The sequence below is a fragment of the Leucobacter sp. GX24907 genome, from assembly GCF_053567335.1.
The window spans coordinates 401,241-424,766 of record NZ_JBSGPD010000002.1; the positions used below are offsets into that span (position 1 = coordinate 401,241).

19 protein-coding genes are annotated in these 23,526 nt (G+C 62.7%); 11 read left to right on the top strand and 8 right to left on the bottom strand.

The genetic code is table 11. The annotated features are described in order from the left end of the window. Positions 1-181: 181 nt before the first annotated feature. From ACUYV6_RS04755 to ACUYV6_RS04770, 4 genes are read left to right on the top strand one after another with little or no spacing between them, the layout of a single operon-like run. Positions 182-1,627 (top strand): branched-chain amino acid ABC transporter permease, encoded by a 1,446-nt coding sequence (locus ACUYV6_RS04755; protein ID WP_449277493.1) that lies wholly within the window; start codon positions 182-184, stop codon positions 1,625-1,627. Positions 1,628-1,638: 11 nt separating this feature from the next. Next, positions 1,639-2,625: a branched-chain amino acid ABC transporter permease gene (locus tag ACUYV6_RS04760; RefSeq protein ID WP_449277494.1), complete on the top strand. Its 987-nt coding sequence runs from the start codon at positions 1,639-1,641 to the stop codon at positions 2,623-2,625. Beyond that, complete coding sequence (locus ACUYV6_RS04765; protein ID WP_449277495.1) at positions 2,618-3,646, top strand: ABC transporter ATP-binding protein; 1,029 nt, start codon at positions 2,618-2,620, stop codon at positions 3,644-3,646. The genes ACUYV6_RS04760 and ACUYV6_RS04765 overlap by 8 nt, the downstream gene beginning before the upstream one ends. Then, entirely contained in the window at positions 3,643-4,398 is a 756-nt protein-coding gene (locus ACUYV6_RS04770) for an ABC transporter ATP-binding protein (protein ID WP_449277496.1), read from the top strand. The genes ACUYV6_RS04765 and ACUYV6_RS04770 overlap by 4 nt, the downstream gene beginning before the upstream one ends. 66 nt (positions 4,399-4,464) lie before the next feature. Here ACUYV6_RS04770 and ACUYV6_RS04775 read toward each other — a convergent pair whose 3' ends face one another. The 4 genes from ACUYV6_RS04775 to ACUYV6_RS04790 all read right to left on the bottom strand — a co-directional run bounded on the left by ACUYV6_RS04775 (position 4,465) and on the right by ACUYV6_RS04790 (position 10,192). Then, the gene (locus ACUYV6_RS04775) at positions 4,465-5,883 is read right to left on the bottom strand and encodes a DUF222 domain-containing protein (protein ID WP_449277497.1); all 1,419 of its coding nucleotides are present in this window, start codon (positions 5,881-5,883) and stop codon (positions 4,465-4,467) included. Positions 5,884-6,155: 272 nt separating this feature from the next. Beyond that, positions 6,156-7,373 (bottom strand): aminotransferase-like domain-containing protein, encoded by a 1,218-nt coding sequence (locus ACUYV6_RS04780; RefSeq protein ID WP_449277498.1) that lies wholly within the window; start codon positions 7,371-7,373, stop codon positions 6,156-6,158. A gap of 91 nt (positions 7,374-7,464) precedes the next feature. Further along, complete coding sequence (locus ACUYV6_RS04785; RefSeq protein ID WP_449277499.1) at positions 7,465-8,427, bottom strand: LysR family transcriptional regulator; 963 nt, start codon at positions 8,425-8,427, stop codon at positions 7,465-7,467. A 46-nt stretch (positions 8,428-8,473) separates the two neighbouring features. Beyond that, positions 8,474-10,192: a thiamine pyrophosphate-binding protein gene (locus ACUYV6_RS04790; protein ID WP_449277500.1), complete on the bottom strand. Its 1,719-nt coding sequence runs from the start codon at positions 10,190-10,192 to the stop codon at positions 8,474-8,476. Positions 10,193-10,447: 255 nt separating this feature from the next. Between ACUYV6_RS04790 and ACUYV6_RS04795 the strand changes: the two genes are divergently transcribed. The 6 genes from ACUYV6_RS04795 to ACUYV6_RS04820 all read left to right on the top strand — a co-directional run bounded on the left by ACUYV6_RS04795 (position 10,448) and on the right by ACUYV6_RS04820 (position 16,225). Continuing rightward, positions 10,448-10,861 carry a (2Fe-2S)-binding protein gene (locus ACUYV6_RS04795; RefSeq protein WP_449277501.1) on the top strand — a complete coding sequence of 138 codons (414 nt, stop codon included), beginning with the start codon at positions 10,448-10,450 and terminating at the stop codon, positions 10,859-10,861. Next, positions 10,858-11,229 (top strand): (2Fe-2S)-binding protein, encoded by a 372-nt coding sequence (locus tag ACUYV6_RS04800; protein WP_449277502.1) that lies wholly within the window; start codon positions 10,858-10,860, stop codon positions 11,227-11,229. The genes ACUYV6_RS04795 and ACUYV6_RS04800 overlap by 4 nt, the downstream gene beginning before the upstream one ends. Next, a complete protein-coding gene (locus ACUYV6_RS04805; protein WP_449277503.1) occupies positions 11,229-12,440 on the top strand; it encodes an NAD(P)/FAD-dependent oxidoreductase in 1,212 nt (403 codons plus the stop codon). Before ACUYV6_RS04800 ends, ACUYV6_RS04805 begins: the two co-directional genes overlap by 1 nt. Positions 12,441-12,442: 2 nt before the next feature. Beyond that, entirely contained in the window at positions 12,443-13,621 is a 1,179-nt protein-coding gene (locus tag ACUYV6_RS04810) for an NAD(P)/FAD-dependent oxidoreductase (RefSeq protein ID WP_449277504.1), read from the top strand. An 89-nt stretch (positions 13,622-13,710) separates the two neighbouring features. After that, a complete protein-coding gene (locus ACUYV6_RS04815; RefSeq protein WP_449277505.1) occupies positions 13,711-14,856 on the top strand; it encodes an enolase C-terminal domain-like protein in 1,146 nt (381 codons plus the stop codon). Positions 14,857-14,908: 52 nt separating this feature from the next. Continuing rightward, on the top strand, positions 14,909-16,225 hold the full coding sequence (locus tag ACUYV6_RS04820) for an MFS transporter (RefSeq protein ID WP_449277506.1): 1,317 nt from the start codon (positions 14,909-14,911) through the stop codon (positions 16,223-16,225). Positions 16,226-16,289: 64 nt separating this feature from the next. On the opposite strand, the gene ACUYV6_RS04825 is transcribed toward ACUYV6_RS04820, so the two are convergent. Beyond that, entirely contained in the window at positions 16,290-17,552 is a 1,263-nt protein-coding gene (locus tag ACUYV6_RS04825; RefSeq protein ID WP_449277507.1) for an ABC transporter substrate-binding protein, read from the bottom strand. A 108-nt stretch (positions 17,553-17,660) separates the two neighbouring features. Further along, positions 17,661-21,320, bottom strand: coding sequence for a chromosome segregation protein SMC (gene smc, locus ACUYV6_RS04830; protein WP_449277508.1), 3,660 nt, complete (start codon positions 21,318-21,320; stop codon positions 17,661-17,663). Between the two features lie 172 nt (positions 21,321-21,492). Between smc and ACUYV6_RS04835 the strand changes: the two genes are divergently transcribed. Next, positions 21,493-21,903, top strand: a complete 411-nt coding sequence (locus ACUYV6_RS04835; RefSeq protein ID WP_449277509.1) for a DUF6157 family protein — start codon at positions 21,493-21,495, stop codon at positions 21,901-21,903. A 78-nt stretch (positions 21,904-21,981) separates the two neighbouring features. On the opposite strand, the gene ACUYV6_RS04840 is transcribed toward ACUYV6_RS04835, so the two are convergent. Both ACUYV6_RS04840 and ACUYV6_RS04845 read right to left on the bottom strand, forming a co-directional pair. Next, positions 21,982-22,812: a PhzF family phenazine biosynthesis protein gene (locus ACUYV6_RS04840; RefSeq protein ID WP_449277510.1), complete on the bottom strand. Its 831-nt coding sequence runs from the start codon at positions 22,810-22,812 to the stop codon at positions 21,982-21,984. A gap of 75 nt (positions 22,813-22,887) precedes the next feature. Continuing rightward, the gene (locus ACUYV6_RS04845) at positions 22,888-23,481 is read right to left on the bottom strand and encodes a dihydrofolate reductase family protein (RefSeq protein WP_449277511.1); all 594 of its coding nucleotides are present in this window, start codon (positions 23,479-23,481) and stop codon (positions 22,888-22,890) included. Between the last annotated feature and the right edge of the window lie 45 nt (positions 23,482-23,526).

Here is a 23,526-nt window from a genome sequence, read left to right on the forward strand (position 1 = left end):
CTGTTGTGCGCTTCCCACGACCTTCGGTGTCCCAGAGGCTCTTCAGATGGTCACCGCAGTACAACAATCCGCTTCTGAGGCTGTTCGGTGGCGCCTTGCACGCCGAGGCTCCGCTAGTATTCCTGCGAAGCACGTCAGCGCTGACACGATCCGCAGCGCGTTCGATCCGACCGGAGGCGCAATGAATTCGACCCTCAGCGAGCTTCGCCCTGCTGCGAGGAAGGGATTCCTACTGCTGCTCGGCGGCCTGCTGGCACTCGTCGCACTCCTCTTGGCGCCTCCGGTCGCGCAGGCGGCTGATTGCTCGCCGTCCTCCACCACCGGTTGCATCAAGGGCACCATCAAGACGAGTGGCGGCGAAGCTCTCGCAGGCGCAGACCTCGCACTCAGCGGCCCGGGCGATGCGCAGACCACCACGACGGACGACTCCGGACAGTGGGTGTTCTCGGTCGAAGAAGCCGGCAGCTATACGGTCGCCCTGGATGCAGATTCCCTGCCCGAGGGTCAGTTTCCCAAGGCAGCAGCGAGCCGCACGCTCGACGTCCAGCTCCACGACAGCGTCAGTGCGCTCTTCCCGCTCACCGATGATCCCGCCGAAGCAGCAGATGGCGAATCCGATGCCTCCGCAGACGACGACGCAGGTTCCGCGGCCGAGGGTTCCGGCTCCTCGCAGACTCCGACAACAACGCAGGACGGCTCTCAATCCTCGGCCTCCACGGGCGCTGGGGAGGTGTCGGCCGACGGGTTCTCCTGGCCGCGTTTCTGGCAGCAGGCTGCCTCGGGTATTCGCATGGGCCTGCTCCTCGCGCTCGGTGCGGTCGGCCTCTCGCTCGTCTTCGGCACGACCGGGCTCTCGAACTTCTCACACGCCGAGATGCTCTCTCTCGGCGGCATCCTCGCCTTCCTCTTCATGCAACTCACCGGCAACATCTGGTTGACCGGCCTCATCGTCGTCGTGCTCATGGCTGCTGCCGGCTGGATACAGGACGCGGCGCTCTGGAAACCGCTGCGAAAACGCAGACTCAGCCTGATGCAGATGATGATCGTCTCGATCGGCTTCTCGATCGTGCTGCAGAACATCTTCCAGTTCTTCTTCGGCGCGAACGTGCTGCGCATCGATCGGAGTACGCCTTCGACCGTCACTCTGCTCGGCGTCACGTTGACCGTGCAGTCCTACATCGCCATGGCCATCGCTCTCGTGATGATCATCGCAGTGGGGCTCGCGATGAAGTACACCCGATTCGGACGTGCGATGCGCGCCGTCGCCGACAACCGCGCACTCGCTGAGGCGTCAGGTATCGACGTGGATCGCGTGATCCGCCTCGTCTGGACAGTCGGCGTCGCGCTTGCGGGCCTGTCTGGCATGCTCCTCGGGCTCGTGCTCAACGGCATCGCCTGGAACACCGGCTGGCACTTCCTGCTGCTGCTCTTCGCCGCGGTGATCCTCGGGGGGATCGGCACTGCGTTCGGCGCTATCGTCGGTGCGATGATCATCGGGCTCATCGTCGAAATGGCGAATATTTGGCTGCCCGGCGACCTGAAGCATGCGGCGGCGCTCTTCATTCTCATCGTTGTCCTGCTCGTCCGGCCGCAAGGTCTCTTCGGGCGTCGAGAGCGGATCGGTTAAGGAGCACGCTGATGGATTTCTGGACTGGACTTCTGCAGGCAATGCTGCAGACCGCGCTCTCCCCGGTTACGGCCGCCTTCGTCCTCGCGGCGATCGGACTCAACATCCACTTCGGCTTCACTGGACTCATGAACATCGGCCAGGCCGGTTTCATGCTCGTCGGCGGTTACGGCTTCGTGATCTCGGTCATGCACGGCCTCGGTGTCTTCCCCGCGCTGCTCGTGTCGATCGTGGCATCCGCTCTCTTCGCACTTCTGCTAGGCCTCCCCACCGTGAAGTTGCGCGGGGACTATCTCGCGATCGTCACCATCGGTGCGGCCGAGATTCTCCGAATGATCGCGCGACTCGCCAACCTGACGCCCCTTACCGGTGGCCCGAGCGGCATTCAGAGCCCGCGCTTCCGTGAGCAGCTCAATGCGCTCTCCCCGCTCCCCGAGGGGCGCAGCAGTTTCCTGGGCCTCACCTACATCAATACCGGCGTCGATGACTGGTGGTCTCGCATCCTCGCCTGGGGGCTCGTCGCCCTCTTCCTCGTCATCACCTGGCTGCTGATGCGCAGCCCCTGGGGTCGCGTGCTGCGCGGAATTCGTGAGGATGAGGACGCTGTGCGGAGCCTTGGCAAGAGCCCGTTCTCGTACAAGCTGCAGGCGCTCATGATCGGTGGAGTCATGGGAGGCTTCGGAGGCATCATCATGTCTCTGCCTGCCGCGATCAACCCCGACGGCATGGGGCGCGCCACCACCTTCAACCTCTGGATGATCATGCTGCTCGGCGGCGCCGCGACGATTCTCGGCCCGCTGCTCGGCTCGATCCTGTTCTTTGTCGTCCGCCTCATCATCACGAGCTTCATGACCGAGTTCGTTCCCTCCAGCATCCTGTCGGCACAGCAGACCGAGATCATCGCCTGGGTGTTGATCGGTCTGATGCTCATGCTGCTCGTCATATTCAGACCCCAGGGCATCCTCGGTAATAAGAAGGAGCTGTCGTTCAATGTCTGACGCACCCGACTACCCGACTGATCGGGAAGCGCTCCGCACTCAGTTGCGCACGCTCGAGCAGACTCCGGGTTCCGCGAAGCCGGACCCGATCCTCACCGTCGACCGCGTCGTCCGCAACTTCGGAGGCATGACCGCCGTCGATGTGGACCACCTTGAGGTGCAGCGCGGCGCAATTACCGCACTCATCGGCCCGAACGGCGCGGGCAAGACGACGTTCTTCAACCTGCTGACCGGGTTCGATCGTCCTTCGAACGGGTCGCGCAGCCCCGGTGGCGCCCCTTCGTGGACCTTCGAGGGGCGCGCGCTCGGTCGCACGAGCGCCACCAAGGTCGCCCAGGCCGGTATGGTCCGCACGTTCCAGCTGACCAAGGCTCTCAGCCGCATGACCGTACTCGAGAACATGCTCATCGGCGCGAACAACCAGCCCGGTGAGAACTTGTTCGTGGGGCTCGTCAAGCCACTCTGGGCGAAGCGCGAGCGCGAGAACATTGATCGCGCGGAAGCTCTTCTCAAGCGGTTCAAGCTCGATGCGAAGCGCGATGACATGGCGGGCGGGCTCTCCGGCGGCCAGAAGAAACTGCTCGAGATGGCGCGCGCCCTCATGGCCGAGCCGTCCATGATCATGCTCGATGAGCCCATGGCGGGAGTGAATCCGGCACTGACTCAGAGCCTGCTCGAGCACATCCAGCGCCTGCGCGACGAGGGCACGACAGTGCTATTCGTCGAGCACGACATGCACATGGTCAGGCACATTTCCGATTGGGTCGTCGTTATGGCGCAGGGGCAGATCATCGCCGAAGGTCTACCCGAAGAAGTCATGACCAGCGAAGCCGTCGTCGATGCCTATCTTGGAGCGCATCACGACCGTGATCTGGGAGACGATGACGTCATCGAAGACATCGAGGCAAAGGTCGAGGCCGAGGTTGAAGCCGAAGTCGAGGCCGAAACTGATACAGAGGCCGCGAGCGAGGCAGAGCCCGCGAGCGATGCCGCAGAGGCATCTCAGGAGGACGCACGATGAGCAGCACCGAACCGATCCTGCGAGCGGACAACCTCGATGCCGGGTATCTGCCAGGAATCAACATCTTGAACGAGTGCTCCCTCGTCGCGCATGAGGGCGAGCTCGTGGGCATCATCGGCCCGAATGGTGCCGGCAAATCTACGCTGCTGAAGTCCTTGTTCGGCCTCGTGAATATTCGCAAGGGCACCGTCATGTTGAACGGGAAGGACGTGACCTCGCACCGTACGAATCAGCTCGTGCGCGAGGGTGTGGGCTTCGTTCCACAGACCAACAACGTCTTCCCGTCGCTCAGCATCGAGGAGAACCTGCAGATGGGCCTCTTCCTGCGGCCCCAGGAGTTCAGCGAGCGTATCGAGGAGATGTGGGAGCTGTTTCCGATGCTGGCAGAACGGCGCAAACAACTCGCCGGATCGCTTTCCGGCGGCGAACGGCAATCAGTCGCGATGGCGCGCGCGCTCATGATGAACCCATCGGTGCTCTTGCTTGACGAGCCGAGCGCCGGCCTCTCCCCCGTGCGTCAAGATGAGACCTTCATCCGCACTCGCCAGATCAACAAGACTGGCGTCACCATCATCATGGTTGAGCAGAATGCGCGACGTTGCCTACAGATCTGCGACCGCGCCTACGTGCTCGACCAAGGAACGAATGCTTACGAGGGCCCTGGGCGCGAGCTTGCGAATGACCCCCGGGTCATTGAGCTGTACCTCGGAACGCTCGCGGCTGACGTGGAATCAAAGTCGAAAGGGCAGTAAGACAGGCTGCTGCGGCCCCTGATCCCTACGAGGTCTCGTCCCACTACGAGGTCTTGGCCCTGGTCACTACTCAGGTTCGAAGCGCACTCGACCGCGGCGTTTCAACGGAGGTGCGAGCATGCCTGGCGGTCGGTCCACATGCTTTCGGCCTGCCGGGCTCGTCCATCGCAACACTCCGGCGTTCTCCTGACGCACCTTCCACTCAGACTGGTGCTTGAGTACGTGGTGTCCTCGACACAAGCTCGCCAGGTTGTCGGTGGACGTCGAACCTCCCAGTGCTGCATCGATGGTGTGGTCGATGTCGCATCGGTGAACAGGAACTCTGCATCCCGGGAAGCGGCACCTACGGTCTCTTGCGCCGATCAGCCGTCGCATCTCTGCGCTGGGCCGATACCGGTCTACCGAGAGCACCTCGCCGTTGACCTTGTCGGTCGTGACCTTCTCATGGTGTGACGCGACCGCCGCATGCTCGCACAGCTCGGCCATGCTTACGGCCCCATACCCCACGAGTTCGCCCAGTAGGTCTTCGAGAACCTCATCATCTGACGCAAAGCTCTTCGCCTTCCCCTGCTTCTCACTCATCTCAACTGGAGCGATCAGCTGCACGCGCGCATCGATCGCCTCAGCAGGGCATCCTGACGCGAGTTCGTACAGGTCTGCGCCCAGCAGCAAATCGACAACCACATCCGTGCGAGTCTGCTCCTGAGTTCGGTCTCGCAGCTTGTCCTCTGCATCGGCGGCCGCCTTGCCCACCTGGTCTGTCTCGCCTACTTGGCCGGTCTTGTCCACTAGAAGGAAGCGCTCCCCCTGCCTGACGCTTCGAGCAATACGTGTCACACGGTCTCTGATCGCATACGCCTGGATCGCAGACATACGTACGATCAAATCCGCCATTCCGTCTTCGGCATCGACCACGGAAACCCCACGCCCAGACCTCGCCTGCTCATGACGCACTTCTATGCGCGTCTCGGCCCACCGTTCTGCGAGCATCTTCGCAATCGGTCGAAGCCGACCGGGTGTTTCGACGACGGCGACCTCGAGGATCTCCTGCTCATACCCTTTGCGGCGCTCAACTACCGAAAGACCATGAGCACCGACCCCGATGATCACTCCCTCATGTGCGATCACGCGAGCGTGCTCCAGAGAAATATCTCCATGCTCGAGCGACTCCATAACGTTCGAGTACTCATTCGTCATCCTGCACGCGAGATCCATCTGGCGCTCAACGACATATTCGCTCTGCCCCAAGGTCGTTGCAAGTTCCGCACGTAAGGACCGATACGCCAACTCGTTCGGCGCCTCCGTAACGGGCGGACCGGACGAACGTCGGCCGAACGTTCCTGGGACAGGTACGGTTACCTGGTTCACCGCAGTGCCAATGAGACGAAGAGTTCGCGCATCGACTGCCCGTCGAGCCAGCTCAAGTTCTTCAAGCTCGGTAACCAACGCCGCGAAAGACGGTATTGCAGCTGCTGGCGATTCCATGCTTGCAGTAGATCATGGACCTACGACATTTGATCCCCCATACATCCGCATGATTCCGGGCCTGCAGCGGAATTCTCGGAACCATACAAGCGCCGCGCGGTTCGCACTGTCGAAGTGCTTCACAGCGGACTCAAGTGCCCCCTGTGAGGCGTCAACGTGATCACCGGGCTCAGCACATTCACCAGGCCACCGGGCCCGCATTCACCAGGCCCACATTCACCAGGCCCGCATTCACCGAGCTCGGCATTCACCAGGCTCGGCGATCGACAGCTTCAGTGCGCTCCAGAACCGCCGAGAAGCCGATCCACCGCCTTCTTGAGTCGTGCGACGCCTTCGCGGATACGCTCCGGCGTCGAGGTCGCGAACGAGAGTCGCAGTGCATTACCGAAATTGCCCTCGACCGAGAAGGATCGTCCGGGAATGAAGGCCACGCCTTCTTCAAGCGCAATGGGAAAGAGCGCGTCGGTATCGACTGCCGCATATGCACCGCCGAAGGTCACCCAGAGAAAGAATCCTCCTTCGGGATTCGTACTCACGATGTCCTCGCCGAATGTCTCTGCGAGTGTCGCTCGCATCACATCTCTGCGTTCGCGGTACACCGGCCGGAGCCCTGTAACATGCGATGCGAATCCGCCGTTCTCGATGAATCTGGCGACTGCGTGCTGAACGGGCACGCTCGTACAGGTATCCATGGTCTGCCGGGCCTTGATCACCAGCTCACGCACTCGAGGAGCCGCGTCGATCCACCCGACTCGCAAACCAGGTGCCAGCGTCTTCGAGAACGTACGCACGCTGAACACCCGCGAGTTTCCCGGGGAAAGCTCGGCGAATGACGGCACGCGTGCATCCGAGAAGTGGAGCAACGCATACGGATCATCGTCGATGATCGCGCAGTCCCACTTCTCCGCGAGCTCGAGGAGTAGCTCGCGACGCTGACGGTTCAGCGTCGTGCCGGTCGGATTCTGGAAATTCGGGATCACATAGATCGCGGCAGGCGCACGTCCTGCCTGCGCTACCAGCTCCGGGAGCGCCTCGACGACGAGTCCTTCCGCGTCTGTAGGGGCCTCAAGCAGGTCGACTCCGTAACTCAGCGCCAGCCCGGCGATATTCGTGTACGTCGGCCCTTCCACCACGAGCAAGTCGCCCGGTTCTGTGAGCACTTTGAATGCGAGGTCCAGACCTTGGCCCCCACCTGCTGTGACCGCGATGCGGTCGCGCGTAGTTGCTTCCCCCGCAAGTTCGGCGACTTCCAGGATCCGTGAGACCAGGCGAGGCTCGCCCTCCGTGGCGCCGTAGTCGTATCGTCCACGCATCGTGTCTGCGAAGCACGCATCGAACTCGTCCTGCGGGATCAGCTCCTCATTGGGTGCTCCCATAGCGAACCGTACGATGTCATGGGTCTGCCGCGCGAGCAGCGCAGTAGAGGCATCGATGATGGATCCGACGAGACGTTCTTCTTTCCTCGTGAGACGTGCGTCCAGAGCGCCCATATCTTCCCTACCTTCTTCTATACAGTCTTGTCTTGGTCGCTGACGCCTAAGCTCCAGCGGCCTACGTCAGGCCCTGAGCGCTCATGCTTGCTCAGATCCTCGCAGCAAGCGGCACGCGTAACTCATCAGTATCGAATCCCTCGTGTGTCCACGCGATGAAGTGGTCCGCGGAAGCGAGAATCATACGCTCAGCCTCGGGGAGGAGCGGGTTCTTGTCAGTGTCACGGTAGATCAGATGCACTTGCCGTCGCGGGTTGACATCAGTCAGTCGATGCATCGTGATGCCTCGATCAACTCCGAGTGCAAGCGCCGGAGCCAGTGCGAGCGCAACGCCTTCACGCACCAGCCCTCTGATCGCGTCGTTGCTCTCCGTTTCGAACATGACCTTGGGCCGAAAGCCCGCGACACCGCCCCAATACTCAAGATTCACCCTTCCTGCGGCAGCCGCGTGATGAGACACCCACACTTCATTCGCTAAGGATTCGAGCGCAAGAGTAGCTGCGAGTTTCGCACTGCGTCCGGCGCCGGCGAGTACCACCACCTCCTCGTCGAGCACTGGCACCGAGACGAGTCGATCAGGCAAGCTGACTGGCTGATACGGGTGCGTGAATATCAAGCCGAGGTCTGCGCGCATCGAAGAGACTGCTTCGATGATCTCCTCGACCTGCTCGTACTCGCTCATCGGGAAATCAGCGGCGGGGAATCTCCGTATGAGTTCAGCCAGCGCTCGTGGTACCAGTCGAGCCCCGGTACTCGAGAACGATGCAATGCTTAGCCGACCACGCTCACTCCGCGCCGCGGCACGCACAACGTCCTCGAACTCAGCGATTCGCGAAAGCAGCGTCTCCGAGGCCTCGTCTACCTGCCGAGCCGCCGCAGTCGGCCATAGGTTCCTCGGACCCCGTTCAAACAGCTGCACACCGAGGCTTCGTTCGAGAGCGGCAATCTGTTGCGAGACGGCCGAAGTCGTGTAGCCCAGTTTCTTACCGGCACCGCTCAGCGACCCGGTCTCGAGCACGGCTCGGAGCGATTCGAGGTGCATAAAGTTCAACATAGTCGGCGCCTTTCCCTCCTCACGATATAGGGAAATGACGGGTGGCTCAGTACACCGGGCGACCCGCCCCAGGTGACGCAAGCGCCCTCTGCCAAGGGGCGACCGGCGGCAGTGCATCCTGGTGCAGCGGCACGCGTACGTGAATCACTCGTGGCGCATCGGCGGGGGCGTGATCTCGAAGCGCCTCCTCGAGTTCCCGCACGCTCCCTGCATGCACGCCGGTCAGGCCCATTCCCTCCGCCAAGCGCACGGGATCGATGGGCCCCGGATCCACCTGGAAGTACCGCTTCTCCATGAAGAGATGCTGCAGCATCCTGATCCAGGCATAGGAGCTGTTGTCGAGCACCACGAAGGTGATCGGCAGATGCAACCTGACCGCGGTCTCCCAATCGGCGATTCCCATCGCGAGACTGCCCTCGGTCGTGAGGCAGAGCACCTGCTCCCCCGGGTGGGCAATCGAGATGCCGATCGCCGCAGAGATCGCATAGCCCATGGGGCCGTGACCACGCGGGATCACCACGCGCCACCCCTGGCCGTCCGTCTCCCAGTACGAGGACAGGTTCGGCGTCGGCGTGCCCGGGTCAGCGGCCACCCAGGAGTGAGACCCGAAGACTTCATGACAGGCACTGACGATGTCGCGAGGGTGCAACAGGCCCTCGTCGACCGACGTGTCCTCTTCGACACTTCGCTCCGACCAGGCCGTGCGCAGGTCGGCAAGCTCCCGCTCCCGCTCCCGCCGCACCGAGACGGACTCTTCGGGCAGTTTGCGCTGCAGCTCGCGGAGCGTGGTCCGAGCGTCGCCGATCAATCCGATGCTCATCGGAAAATTGCGTCCCGCTCGAGCCTCGTCGATATCGATCTGAACGACGGTAGCGCCGTCGCGCGCGGGTGCGGTGAAGCCGTTGGTGTCGGTCGAATTGCTGCGGCTGCCGACGATCATCACGAAATCGGCGTCCGTGACGGTCGATAGGACATAGTCTCGTGCACCGTTTCCTCCCGTGACGCCGAGTGCAAGCGCATGGTTCTCGGGAAAGGAGGATTTGCCATGGATCGTAGTTGCGACGGGGATGCCACGATGCTCTGCGAAGTGGCGCACCGCTTCCCAAGCACCCGACATGTGCACACCGCCGCCCGCCAATAGCACCGGACGCTGCGCAGCCAGCAAAGCCTCTGCGGCCCGTCCAAGCTGCTCTTCGCTCGGGACGACATGCCCCGCGTCTACCATGTGAGAACCGGTCGTAGGAGGAGTGTCCGCCCGCTCATCGAGTACGTCCTCGGGGCAGATCAGTACAACGGGAGCCGGTCGGCCGCTCAGCGCTGTCGATACTGCCTCCGCAACGAGCCCCGGGATATCTTCCGCTCGTTCGGCAACACGCTGCCACTTCGTCACTGCACTGAACAGCTTGACCTGATCGATTTCAGTGATCGCGCCGCTTCCACGGCTGGAACGGTGAATATCGGTGGTGATCACGAGCATTGGAATACTCGAAGCAAAGGATTCGGCGAGCCCGCTGGACAAGTACACGGCGCCGGCGCCGCTCGAAGCCTCGCAAACTGCCAACCTACGACTCGTACGCGTGTACGCATCGGCCATATATCCTGCGTGGCGTTCATCGCGGCAAAGCACGTGACGCAGGACGTCGCCGTGCTTCGCAAGGACATCGTAGAGGTTGACACCCGTGTCCCCGGGAACGCCGAACATGGTGTCGATCCCGTGTCCGATCAAGGACTCAACAAGCAGATCCGCGCCAGTCGTCTCTTTCACACCGTTGTGACTCAATGGAGAACTCCCTCGGTTTCGTAAGAATGGCATCGAACGTCCACGACGCCCCCGCGAGCCTCAGCCTGAAGCCTCACGTCGTCAGTGGAGTGCGAGCACTTCCACCAAGATCTCGAATCCCCTCATCGAAATCAACGACCCGAGAACGAGGGAATCTTCATCTCATTCGAATGACGCTTAACCTTTTCAGCACAGAATTCGGGTCTCCCCAGCCAGGCGAGAATTGCACGAGGTCACTGCATGAACTGTGCCGCTCGAAAGCTTCAGCAAGAGTCTCATGTGCTCCAATATCCGTTAATCAAATCGTCTTGTGCAGGATCCTGCACTCCGGTTGAGTTGGCTTCCAACGCAAGCAAGGAGGCTGCATCGGTGTTCGACGAATTCATTGTTTGTCGCTGCGAGGATGTGACGCTCGCAGACATCGCAGCGATCGTCGCCGAGTGCGATAGCAGCGCTGATTCCTCGGAGATCAAACGTCGCTGCCGCATCGGGATGGGCTGGTGCCAAGGCCGTGTGTGCGGTCCAGCACTCGCGCAGATCCTCGAATCACCACGACCACTTGCCCGAAACGGGACAGTGCGCCCGGTTCTTATCCGCGATGTCGCAAGTGCAGACGACGATGCCACAGACGACGAAGTCAGGAATGAGTCATGAATCTCAGAATCGAAGAGCACCCGGTGCTCGGTCCGGCCCCAGACGAACGCCTGACGATCATCGTCGATGGTGAAGAGATCGAAGCTCGTGTCGGTGACACAGTCTCCGGGGCGCTCTGGGCGAATGGGCTCAGGGTTCTTCGGAGCAGTCGCACGGGGCAGCCACGAGGCATGTACTGCGGTATCGGGCACTGTTTCGAATGTCGTGCTGAGATCGATTCCGAAACGAATCAACAAACCTGCCTGAGAACAGTCGCTCCCGGGATGTGCGTTACGACCGATGCCGGCGGCGACGAAAGCAGTACGTCGCTTCATGAAGACCCTCCCCTCAGCGAGGGCGACGATCACCTCAGTAAGCATGGCGCCTGATGGATGCCGATGTCATTGTTGTCGGCGGAGGGCCGGCAGGACTGGCTGCAGCAACTGAAGTCGCTGTCGATGCCGGCGCGAAGGTCATAGTCGTGGATGAGGCGGATCGAATCGGAGGTCGACTCCCGGGCCAGCTGTACCGTCACGGGAAGGAGTGGAGGATCGGCGCAGAGATCGCCGCTCGCTTGGCATCGGAGGCCGAATCCGCAGGAGTTGAAGTAAGAACCCGAACACAGGTCTGGTCATGCGAGCCTCACTGGAAGGTGAGACTCGCTCACGCGTCTTCGCTCGCTGCTCCCCGCCTCGTACTCGCGACCGGTGCGACGGAGCTCCCCCTCCCCATGCCGGGCTGGCAGCTGCCAGGATGTCTCGCCATCGGCGCCGTCCAGCAATTGGTGCAGGTGCAGCGCATCCTCCCGGGTCATCGTGTAGCAGTCATCGGAACAGACCCGCTTGCACTGGCCGCAGCTGAGGAGATCTCGTTGGGCGGTGGTGAAGTCATCGGAATATTCTTGCCGAGCGGTCACCCGGGGCAGTATGCGGAGGGCTCGCCAGCGAACGTTCTCCGCGCATTGAGTCGCTTTGCACAGGTAGCCCCGGTCGCCTGGCAACGCATCGGCGCTCGATTGGTCCGTTCGCGCGTGGCCAGGAGTATCGCGACGCGCGTGCTTCCACGTTCTGGGGTACCACTCGGCCCCACAAAGTTGAAGCTGCACTACCGTGCTGAAGCAGTTCTTGGCACTGAGCGAGTCGAAGCACTGCAGGTGCGGAGGCTCAACGCGTCCGGAGAACCCTTAGGAGCTGCAGAGCAACTCCCAGTTGACGCCGTATGTCTGTCTGGCGGGCTTCATCCGCTGCAGGAACTCGCCGTGGGCAACTGTGAGTTGCTCGACGTGCCAGACCTCGGTGGAACGGTGCCTCTCCACTCGTATGAGATGCGCACCCAGCATCGCGGCTTATACGTGGCTGGAAATATCACTGGGATCGAAGGGGCCGGCGTGGCTGAGCAACAAGGTCGATTGGCAGGTAGAGCTATCGCGGCTGATATGGGTGCCTATCGAGATAGCGACACTCGACTCCGGGAAGCCATGGCAAAGGTTCGACAGGCTCGCGCTGAGGCGGCGATCGCCTTTCTGCCCAGAATCGACAGGGGCCGACGAATCGTTGCAGAGGCGTGGAAGCAGCATCGCCAACCCGAAGGTCGGGAATGAACATGGCGAGCAGCGATATCGTGGTCATCGGGGCAGGCGTGATCGGCGCCTCAATCGCATACCGCCTCAGCGAGGCCGGCTACTCGGTAACCGTGCTCGACAAGGATGCACCTGGATCCGGCGCTTCCGGCGCCTGCGACCAGGCCATCTTTCTCCAGTCGAAGCAAGCGGGACTACCGATGCGCTTGGCGCTGGAGAGCCGCCGAATGTTTGGCTTCCTCGAGGACGAGCTCGATTCTCCGCTGGAATTCTCGGCGGACGGTGGAATGGTGGCGATCGAGAATGAACAGCAGTTGCAGTTCATGACCTCTTTCAGTGAACAGCAGCGTCGTTCAGGGTTTCACATCGAACTGCTCGACTACCGGACCACGCACGAAGCTCAGCCTCACCTTGCTGAAGAAGTGCTCGGCGTGACCTATTCCCCGCTTGATGCCGAAGTGAACCCGCTCTTGCTGAACGCGGGTTTCCTCAAGGCTGCTGGTCGTCACGGAGCTCGTGTCGTTCGCCGAGCCGAGGTACGCTCAGTGATCGAGTCCGGTGAGCGCGTGACGGGTGTCAATACCGACCAAGGCGCCTTTCACGCTGATCTCGTCATCAATGCCGCTGGCCCGCACGCCGGCCTCGTATCAGAACTCGCCGGAGTCTCGACGCCGATCACGCCTCGTCGCGGCACTATCCTCATCACTGAACCCGTCCCCCGCCAGATCAACGGGGTATTGCTCTCCGCGCAGTATGTCGCAGCCAAGCATTTCCGCACTGAACCCGGTGACAGTATCCCTTTCGGGGTTGGTCTATCGCTCGGCCAGAGTGCATCTGGCAATCTACTTGTCGGTGGGAGTCGCGAGTTCGTTGGTTTCTCCCGCGACGTATCAGCCGCGGTCATTCGGACCATCGCTCGTCACGCCGTCGGTATCGTGCCTGCGCTCAAGAACTATCGTGTCATCCGTACGATGAAAGGCTTTCGTCCCTACACCGGCGACGGCTTGCCGATCATCGGAGTCAGCAAGCCCGGGTGGATCACGGCTGCCGGACACGAAGGCGACGGCATCGCACTCGCACCGATCACCGGAGTACTGGTACGAGATCTCGTAACGGGTTCCAACGCGACTGAGGACTACCTCCCTCACCTCGCCTCGACGAGATCTTCACTTGATGGAGTGAGAGCGAGCGCCGGCGTGTGAACTGAGGATCCTACGAGCACAACATGCCCTGCCGCAGTGCGGCGTCACCCCACCCCCGTCACTACCCCCCCCTCAGTAAGGAGAAACCCATGTCCGCACAGCGAAGTGACGAGACAATTTCCCAGATCGACAGTTGGACCGTTCCAGTCGAGCTTCGTCGACCGCACGTGATGTCCTTCGGCGCAATTCCTCACGCGTCTCTGATCCTCGTCAGGGTCACGAGTTCCTCGGGTGCAATCGGCTGGGGCGAGACCACGATTCTCGGCGGACCTTACTGGAACGAGGAAAGCGCGGAATCGGTTCAGGCCGTGATCACCCGCTACCTGGGGCCACGACTCATCGGCATGGATCTGCAGGACACTCGTCAGGTCTCAGAGGTCCTCAGTTCAATTCGTCGGAACCATTTTGCACGCTCGGCAATTGATATCGCGTTGCACGATCTGCGTGCGAGGCTCGCAGGCATCCCGGTATCGGTGCTATTGGGAGGCAGCCCGGAACTTTCTCTGCCGGTGAGCTGGAGCCTCGCTGGAAAGGATCTGCACGTCGAACTCGACGAATTGCAGGAGAAGCTCGAGGTCGGGCACTCCATCATCAAGGTCAAGATGGGCTCACTTCCCGTCAAAGATGACGTTCGCCGCGTGGAGACCATCCGCGAGCACCTCGACTCGGGGATTTCTCTCCGTGTCGATGCGAATCAGGGCTGGTCGCGCAGCGAGGCAGGTTACGCGGTCAGCGCGCTCGAACCTCTTCAACTCGACTTCATCGAGCAACCGCTCATCGCCTCAGACCTCGAAGGCATGCGTCAGCTCCAGAGCAGCGTTGCGGTTCCTCTTGCGGCGGACGAATCGCTCGAAGGGCTCGACCAGGCAAATCGAATCATCGCGATGGACGCGGCGCGCGTGTTCATCTTGAAGCTCGCGAAACATGCCGGATATCAAACTTCACTCTCCGTCGCGGATGTAGGCCACAACAATGGCATTGGCACCTATCTCGGGTGCATGATCGAGAGCAGCATCGGAACTGCCGCATCTCTGGCATTCGCCGCTGCAGCGCGGCCTCTCACCCACGGGTGCGAACTCTTCGGGCCGGCCCTGTTGATGGACGATCTCGTTGAGGAGCCTATTGCGCTCACGCACGGAGAGATCTCAGTGCCAAACAAGCCCGGTCTCGGGGTCGACGTTGATGTCGACAAGGTAGAACGACTCGCGACGACCCGAATGTCGGCAATCTGCTGACTTCACCCATCAGATCCATTCCCAAAAACACACCACTGCGGAGGGCAGCGCAATGACGCGAAACGACTCTCAAGTTTCAGAGAGCACTCGAAAGACGGCCACGCCGGCGAGCAAGAGAGCCGCAATTGGCTCATACGTCGGCACGAGTCTCGAATGGTACGACTTCTTCATCTACGGAACGGCAGCCGGGATCATTTTCCCGCACCTGTTCTTCAGTCCACTGGGCGAAACCGGATCCGTTCTCGTCTCACTGGGCAGCTTCGGCATCGCCTGGATCGCGCGCCCGATTGGTGGGGTGCTCTTCGGCCACTTCGGAGACCGAGTGGGGCGGAAAACTATTCTGATCATCACGCTGATCATGATGGGACTAGTCACCGTGCTCATCGGGTTGCTGCCGACATACGACCAGATCGGTATGGCGGCCCCGGTGCTCCTTATCGTCCTCAGACTCGTGCAGGGTCTTGCCCTGGGCGGCGAATGGGGCGGAGCAGCGATCATGGTGGTGGAGCATGCTCCCCGCGGGCGACGAGGTCTCTTCGGTTCATTCGTGCAGATGGGCGTGCCAACAGGGTTGCTCCTTGCTACCGGAGCCTTCTCACTCGTGGGCATGCTCCCGGAGGAGCAGTTCATGTCCTGGGGATGGCGAATTCCTTTCATTAGCACCGTTGCGCTGATCCTGGTTGGTCACTACATCCGCCGAAATGTGACTGAGCCCGAGGCTTTCGCTGCAATCGAGGAATCGGACAACCACGAGAAACTCCCCATAGCGACGGTCCTCGCGACTGCGAAGAAGCGAGTTGCACTGCTCGCAGCGATTCAGTTCGTGACGAACGCAGCATACTTCGTGGCTGCCACCTATTCGCTGGTCTATGTCACCGATCATCTCGGCCTGCCGGAATCCTACGTGTTCAATGGGCTCATGATCGGCGCGGTCGCGGCGCTCATCGCTCAGCCGCTCTTTGCAGCACTCAGTGACAAGATCGGTCGCCGCCCGGTATATATCTTCGGTGCCTGTTTCGTCGGTGTCTGGGCGTTCCCGTTCTTCGCCTTGATCAATACCGGAGAACCGGTTCTCATATCGACTGCTCTCGTCGTGATGCTCGGTGTCGGCTATGCCGCAACTGGCGGAATCAATGCCTCTATTTACACGGAGCAGTTCCCCACGCGCATCCGTTATACCGGATCTTCCCTGGCATACAACCTCTCAGGGATCCTGACAAGCAGCCCTGTTCCGATCATCGCGGCGCTCATCGTCTCGGTTACCGGAGAGGCCAGTCTGGTTTCTCTCTACCTCGTTATCACCGCTGCCCTGACCATCTTCGCGGTTCTCGGGCTTCGGGAAACCTTCAAGGACGACATCGACAGCTGAAACACACTGAGGGCCGGGTTCCAATCGGAACCCGGCCCTCAGCGTGTATCGGAGTATCTTGTGATCAGCCCTCGATCTCGCCCACAGCTTCAGGCGTGTTCTCACCATCGAACTTGTACAGTCCGATGAGTGCCGTGGAGGGCTCGTTGTCGTCGTTCAGCGGTCCACCGCCGGCGCGACCCTCGTAGTGGATCTCCTCACCATCTTCGAGCAGCGCGAGGCAGTCAGCGTAGGTGCTGCAGGTCTCGCCACCGTCAGAGCCGGATACCGCGTGCAGGTTCTCACGGATGGTCTCGGAGTCGGCGGAGCCACCGCGCTGTGCCGCGAGGGCGACCAGCACGACCGCGTCGTACGACTCGGGTGCGAAGTTCAGGCTCTTGCTCGCGTCGGGCGACGCCTCGACGAGCTGCTCCTCGAACTCGTCATCGACGGTGCGACCGGGCGTGGTGCCCTGCGCGCCCTCGAGCAGACCGGCGTCGAACTCGGGGTACGGCACGGTGTTGCCGTCGACCAGGTAGAGGTTCGAGAGGTCGAAGCCCTGCGAAGCGAGCTCAGGGATGGCCTGCTTCGCCTCCACGTAGCTGATGAGTGCGACCGCGTCCGGGTTCGTGTCGAGCGCTGCCGTCACCTCCGAGGTGAAGGTGGTCTGCGCCTCGGGGAACTCCTCGCCCGAGCCGTTCGCACCGAAGGTGACCTCGGCGCCGGCATCCTCGAGCGTCTCCTGCAGGTTGTCGCGCAGCCCGTTGCCGTAGTCGTTGTTCTGTGCCAGCACTGCGACCGAGGTGTGACCGTCTTCGAGGATCAGGTTGCCGAGCGCACGCCCCTGGATGATGTCCGACGCAATGGTGCGGAAGTACAGGTCGTTGACGCCGGCGAGCTCGATTCCGGTGTTCGAAGGCGAGCCCATGAGGATCCCGGCCTCGGTCAGCTTCGGCATCGCCGCATTCGTGTTACCGGTACCCATGGCACCGAGCACGAAGGCGGGCTCTGCCGCGATGATGTCGTCGACGCTCTTCGAGATGATCGTCGGATCGGTCGGGTCGTGCTCGTTGCCCTCAACGACGACATCGACGTCATTGCCCAGCACACCGCCGGCCTCGTTGATGTCGTTGACCGCGAGAGCCAGTGCGGCCTGCGGGCCGTAGATCAGGTGCTCGAGCGAGCCGGTCTGCGGCAGCAGCGACCCGATCTTCAGCGTGTCAACCTGCTCGCCACCGTCGGAAGACCCTTCGGATCCCCCGCCGTCGCTCGAGCAACCGCTGAGCACGAGCGCGGCACTGGCGACGAGAGCGAAAGCACCCGTTGTCCGCTTCGAAAACTTCTTCATTGAATGACCTTTCTGCGCATTCGTCACCGCAGCATTGCGGCACTGTCCACGATCCTAGCCAACTTCGCAACCGTCTCGTGACACCACGAAGCAGGCGTGATCGACTTGTTAGTCTTCGTCGTTCGCAGCGTCTTCCGAGTCACTCCGGCCGATCCTCTGCCCGACGACAGCTGAGATTCCGTCCTGCCGCATCGAGACCCCGTAGAGCGCATCGGCGATCTCCATGGTGCGCTTCTGGTGGGTGATCATGATGAGCTGCGAGTTCTCGCGCAGCCGTTCGAAGACTTGCAGCAATCGTCCCAGGTTCGCGTCGTCGAGCGCCGCCTCGACCTCGTCGACGATGTAGAACGGGCTCGGTCGTGCTTGGAAGATGGCGATCAACCAAGCGACGGCCGCAAGCGAGCGCTCACCACCCGAAAGCAGTGACAGACGTTCCACCTTCTTGCCGGCCGGCTTCACTGCCATATCGATGCCGGTGTTCAGCAGGTCTTCGGGGTCGCTCAGCGACACTTCTCCCGACCCGCCGGGGAACAGGACCGGGAAGATCTCGGCGAACGCGTGCTGCGTATCAGCGAACGCGTCGGCGAAGATGCCCTGCATCTTCCCGTCGAGCTCGTCGATGATGCTCTGCAGGTCGGCACGGGTCTTCGTCAGGTCCCGCAGCTGCTCGGACAAGAAGGTGTGGCGCTGCTCGAGTGCTGAGAACTCCTCGAGTGCGAGCGGGTTGATGCGCCCCAATTCGGCGAGTCGGCGCTCAGCTTTGGCAAGGCGCTTCTCCTGCTGCTCGCGAGTGAAGTTCGCGGGGTCTGTTTCATCGGTACGGCGCTCAGCGCTGGCCTCGGCATCAGATTCTTCGGTGTCAGGCGTGCGGTCATGCGACACCGATGCATGTTGGTCCGGATCCTCGCTCTGTGCACGCGGTCCGTATTCAGAGACGAGCACCTCTTCAACGAGGCCGAGTTCGCTGCCCGCTCGCTCCAGCAACGATGAAAGCTGCAATTTCCGCTCGTAGCTCTTGAGCTCCGAGCCGTGCACTCGTTCCGTGATCGCCTGCAGGCGTTTCCGCAGTTCCGCCTCCTCCGAGCGCAACAGGGTGAGCTCCTGGCTGAACCGGGCCCGCTCCTGCTCAGCCGCCTGTTGTGCGACACGCGCTTCTGAGAGCGACCGGTCGCACGAGTCGATAATCATCGGCAGCGCGCTCGCCACTCGGTCTGCACGTTCCACCTGGCGGGCGCGGAGCACGGCGCGCCGTGCAGCTTCGTCGGCGGCCCGTTGCTCGGTCTCCAGCTGCTCGCGCAGAGCAACGGTTCTGGCGGCCGCGGCTCTGGCACGCTCGCGCGCGGTCTCCAGCGCGAGTCGCCGTTCGATCTCGATGGCGCGCGCCTCTTCGACTTCCGCGTAGAGTCCATCGCGTTCGCTCGCATCGAGGATCGGCCGGGGCTCGGCCTCCGCCTCTTCGAGAGCCCGGGCCGCGCGGTCCGCTTCAAGCGCCGCTTCTTCCTCGCTCTCGGCGACCGCCGCGAGTGCCTGCCGTGCGCGCTCTGCTTCGGCACGACTCGCTTCAGCACGGACCTGAAGTCGGTTGTGCTCCTTTGCCGCTGCGGCCTGCTTGGCATCGGACTCCCGCAGCTCGGCATAGGCCGCGTGAGTCTCTCGCTTACTCTGGTCGACCGCATCCCGCAGCCGCGCGAGCGCTTCCTTTCCCTGCTCGATCTGCTGCTCGATCTCTTCGCAATGCGACCTCGCGTGCTCGAGTTCAGCCGTGAGCTCGATACGGGAGGGCGCCAGGCCTGACCCCCCGGTCATGGTGTACCGGGTCAGCACGTCACCGTCAGTCGTGACGACCGTGAACGCCTCGCCGCCCAGCAGTTCGCGCAGACGTGCCGCCCCCTTCACCGCCTCCGCGCTGTCGGATGCGAGGTAACTCCGGGCGAGCAGTCCACGGACTCCCGCCGGCGCATCGAGGAGCACGTCGACCGCCCGCGTGAGGCCTTCGATCTCCGGCGCCTCTGCAGATGCTGCTGATTGCGCCTCGATGATCACCGCGCGCAACCGTCCGAGATCCTGTTCCCGCGCGCGGCGCACCGCGGCTCGCGCGGCGTCGTGCGTGTCGACCAGCAACGCGTCGGAGAAGACACCGAGAGCGGCGCCGACCGCGGCTTCGTACCCGTCTGCGACCCGCATATGCTCGGCGACTCGGCCTCTGATGTCTGAACGATCACCCGAGAGGAGCTCACCCGTTGCGTCTCGGTCATCGAGCGAACGCGACAGCGCCCCGATTCGCGCAACGAGCCCGGCTCGCTCCTGCTCGAGTCCGTGCAGCTGATCCCTCACCGCATCGCGCTGCAGTTCCGCTTCGGCCTGTCGCTCCTGTGCCTCTCGGTACGAGGCATCAAGGGCCGAGCCGTCGGCAACGTCACCACTCGCGCCCGCACTCCCGCTGGTTTCCAGACCCGCCTCGGCAAGTTCGGCCTCGAAGGCTGCAAGTTGCGCCGACGCTTCAGCGGTCCGGGCCTCGGTCTGCTCGAGGGCCTGCCCGCGTCTCGCCGCCTCCGCCGCGACGGTATCGCGCTTCTGCGCCGCCGCCTCACTGCGTCCACGGAGCTGTGAAAGACGAAGGTCGTGCTTCGAGACGAGCGCGCTCTGCTCTGATAGCTGATCATCCAGCGCGTCAAGTGCTTCCTGAGCACGCCGCGTCGCGGATCCTGCCCGCTGCCAGGCCTGCTCGGCTTCGGGGATCTTCGCCTGCAGCTGAGCCTCCTCCTCGTTCGCCTCGTCGACTGTGGCTCGTGAGACTCGGTGCACCTGCTCGGGCGACTCGGCCTGAGTCGCCAAGAAGGCGAGCCGCTGCTGGGTCTGCGAATAGAGTCCGCGCAACTTCGAGAGAGCCGATTCGAGGGCGATCGTCGTGCGCCGTGCAGCATCGAGCTCTTCGCCTTGCTGCTCCTGCTCGATCCTCTCGATCCTGATCTGCTTCTGTTCGACCTGTTCTTGCAGCACGATGCGCTCGGCCTGCCGTTCAGACTCGTCCTGTGAGAGTTCGATGAGCTCTCGCCTGAGCCTGACCACGTCGTCGGCCAAGAGCCTGGCCTTCGCATCGCGCACCTCGGCGGCGATGGTCTGTGCCTGCTTGGCGACTTCGGCCTGTCGCCCCAACGGTTTGAGCTGGCGGCGCAGCTCCCCTGCCAGATCGTTGAGCCTCGTCAGATTGGTCTCCATAGCCGCGAGCTTGCGAAGCGTGCGCTCCTTGCGTCGGCGATGCTTCAGGATCCCCGCCGCCTCCTCGATGAACCCACGGCGGTCTTCGGGTGTTGCACGCAGCACGGCATCGAGCTGCCCCTGCCCGACGATGACGTGCATCTCGCGCCCGAGCCCGGAGTCGCTGAGCAGCTCCTGCACATCGAGCAGTCGGCAGTTCTCGCCGTTGATCGCGTATTCGCTCGATCCGTTGCGGAAGAGGATTCGACTGATCGTCACCTCGCTGTACTCGATCGGAAGCGCTCCGTCCGAGTTATCGATGGTGAGCCTCACCTCGGCACGGCCGAGCGGCCCCCGTGTGGAGGTGCCGGCGAAGATGACGTCCTCCATCTTGCCGCCGCGCAGAGTCTTGGCTCCTTGCTCCCCCATCACCCACGCGAGTGCGTCGACGACGTTCGACTTGCCCGAACCGTTGGGGCCCACGATCGCGGTGACGCCTGGTTCGAACTGAAACGTGGTCGGCTGCGCGAACGACTTGAAGCCCCTGAGGGTCAGGCTCTTCAAGTGCACGCTGTCGTCCCTTCGACGGTCGGCGGCCTCACTCGACGGGCGCCGATTCCCTTACTGTAGCGGGATGAGGCCGATTCGACGGCGTGCAGCGCGGAGATGCGGGAGACCCGGCTCCCCTCCGCGGGATCGGTGTCACCACCCACAGATCCCCATGCGCGACTACATTGGCCCCATGGGAACCACCGATTACTCGAACACCTTCATCCGGATCGCCGAGGACTGCCCGGTCTCGGCCGCCGAGGTACCGGTGGCCGGCGCAAAGGGGCCGACCATCGCGTCGCTGCAGTACGAGATCGTTGCACCTCACCCCTATGAATTCACGAGCGACGACGTACTGTTCCGAGTGCACGCGATCAGGCAGCGCATCTCCGCGGAGGAACAGGAGCGGGCTCGTGAGGCGTTCTTCGCGAAGCCACAGGCCTGTCTTCGCGCCTCCCCGCTCGGCAAGCGGTACGGATGGGGCATCCATCACGACGAAGCGGGCAGGATCGCCCTCGTCGCCGTCGAATCCGAACGGTACGGAGAGCTCACCGCCGATCCATCGATCTCGCAGACCCGTGCGATGCGCTCGAAGCGGGCATGACCCGGGTCAGCTACAGCTCGAACGGCAAGCCTTTCGGCCCGTTACCCGGTGCGCCCCACCGTCTCGCCGAGCACTCGGTCACACCGAGATGGGCTGCGTCGTTCCGCTGACTCTTACGCCACCCTCGCCGGAAGCGTCCACTTCGAGGAGGCACGGTTGTTCCATGTCCTCTCCCTGAAGCACCGTGAATCGACCGTCCGCGGGTAGCAGCGCATGCGCGCGCAGAAAGCCGCCGAGCGCAGCAGCCGCGGCGCCGGTCGCCGGATCCTCGACCACCCCGCCGATAGGAAACGCATTGCGCGAATGGACGAGCGCGGGCGACTCCCGAAAGAGCAGGCTCACCGTGCCCCACCCCTTGCGCAACATGAGCTCCTTCAGACCGTCGAAATCGTAGTCGAGCACTGAAAGGCGCTCCCGCGAGGCCGCCCAAAGCACTGGGTGCCAGAGGCCGCCGTAGGCGAGGCCAGAAGGCAATGCATGGTCAAGGTCGCTCTCGTCCCATCGCAGCAACGAGAGCAGTTCTGATCGCGCGTCCAGCGATCCGGTATCGGGAACGACCGCCGTGAGCGTCGCCTGCAGCCCACGCTCACCGGTCACGATCTCGACCGGGATCTCACCGACATTCGAATGCAGCAGCAGGCTGCCAGCTCCGTAACGGTCCTCGGCGAGCGCGACGGAGGCCGCTACCGTCGCGTGGCCGCAGAAGTCGACCTCGGCTTGCGGACTGAAGTAGCGGATCGCATATTCCCGCTCACCGATCCGAGAGAGGAACGCGGTCTCGGAGTACCCCAGCTCGGCCGCAAGGGCCAGCATGTGGATTTCCTCCGCCCCGGCCGCATCGAGTACGACCCCGGCCGGGTTGCCCCCGCCGCTTGGAGTCGTGAAGGCGCTGTACCGCAGATAGTCCATCGCGCCAGCTTATCGACAGCCGCGAACCCGCTCGTAGCACGGCGACATCGAGACGCGCGAACGTCATGGCCGACGTCATGGCAACGTCGGCGACGTATCGACAGCGCGATAGTGGAGGAAGACGATGCCGTTCTCAAACAGCCGCTGCTCGACGAGCTCGAGCGCAAAGTCCGCGTCGTCGGGCAGAGCGCGCAGTCCGCCTCCCACGACCCGTGGCACGATGAAGAATCTGAAATCCTGCACCATGCCGGCGCGAAGAGCTTCACTCGCCACGGTCGGTCCGAAGATCTCAACCTCTCCGGTCGCATCCGCGACGATATTCTCGAGCTCCGCGAGGCTCAGATGACGCACCAGACGGGGGTCGCCTGTGCCCAGTTGGTCCGGCTGTAGCGTGGAGGAGGCCACGATGAGATCGAGTTCCCGCCAGCGTCGGGCGAACTCGCGTTCGATGTCGCCCCACTCGTCGTACTCCTGGCTTCCAGGCTCGGCCTCCCAATAGGTCATCAGCTCGTAGGTGTTCCGCCCGAGCACCTCTGTGGAGACCGCGCCCATGCGCTCGACATGGAAATCGAAGACCTCCTCGCCAGGCGCCGTCCACTGGAAGCCCCCATTCCCGTCGGCGGCGTAGCCGTCGAGCGATACGGTCGCGGTGTAGCTCAGAGTTCCCATGCCTCATGGTATGGCGGGTCGCACGGATACAGAAGCCCGGCAGTC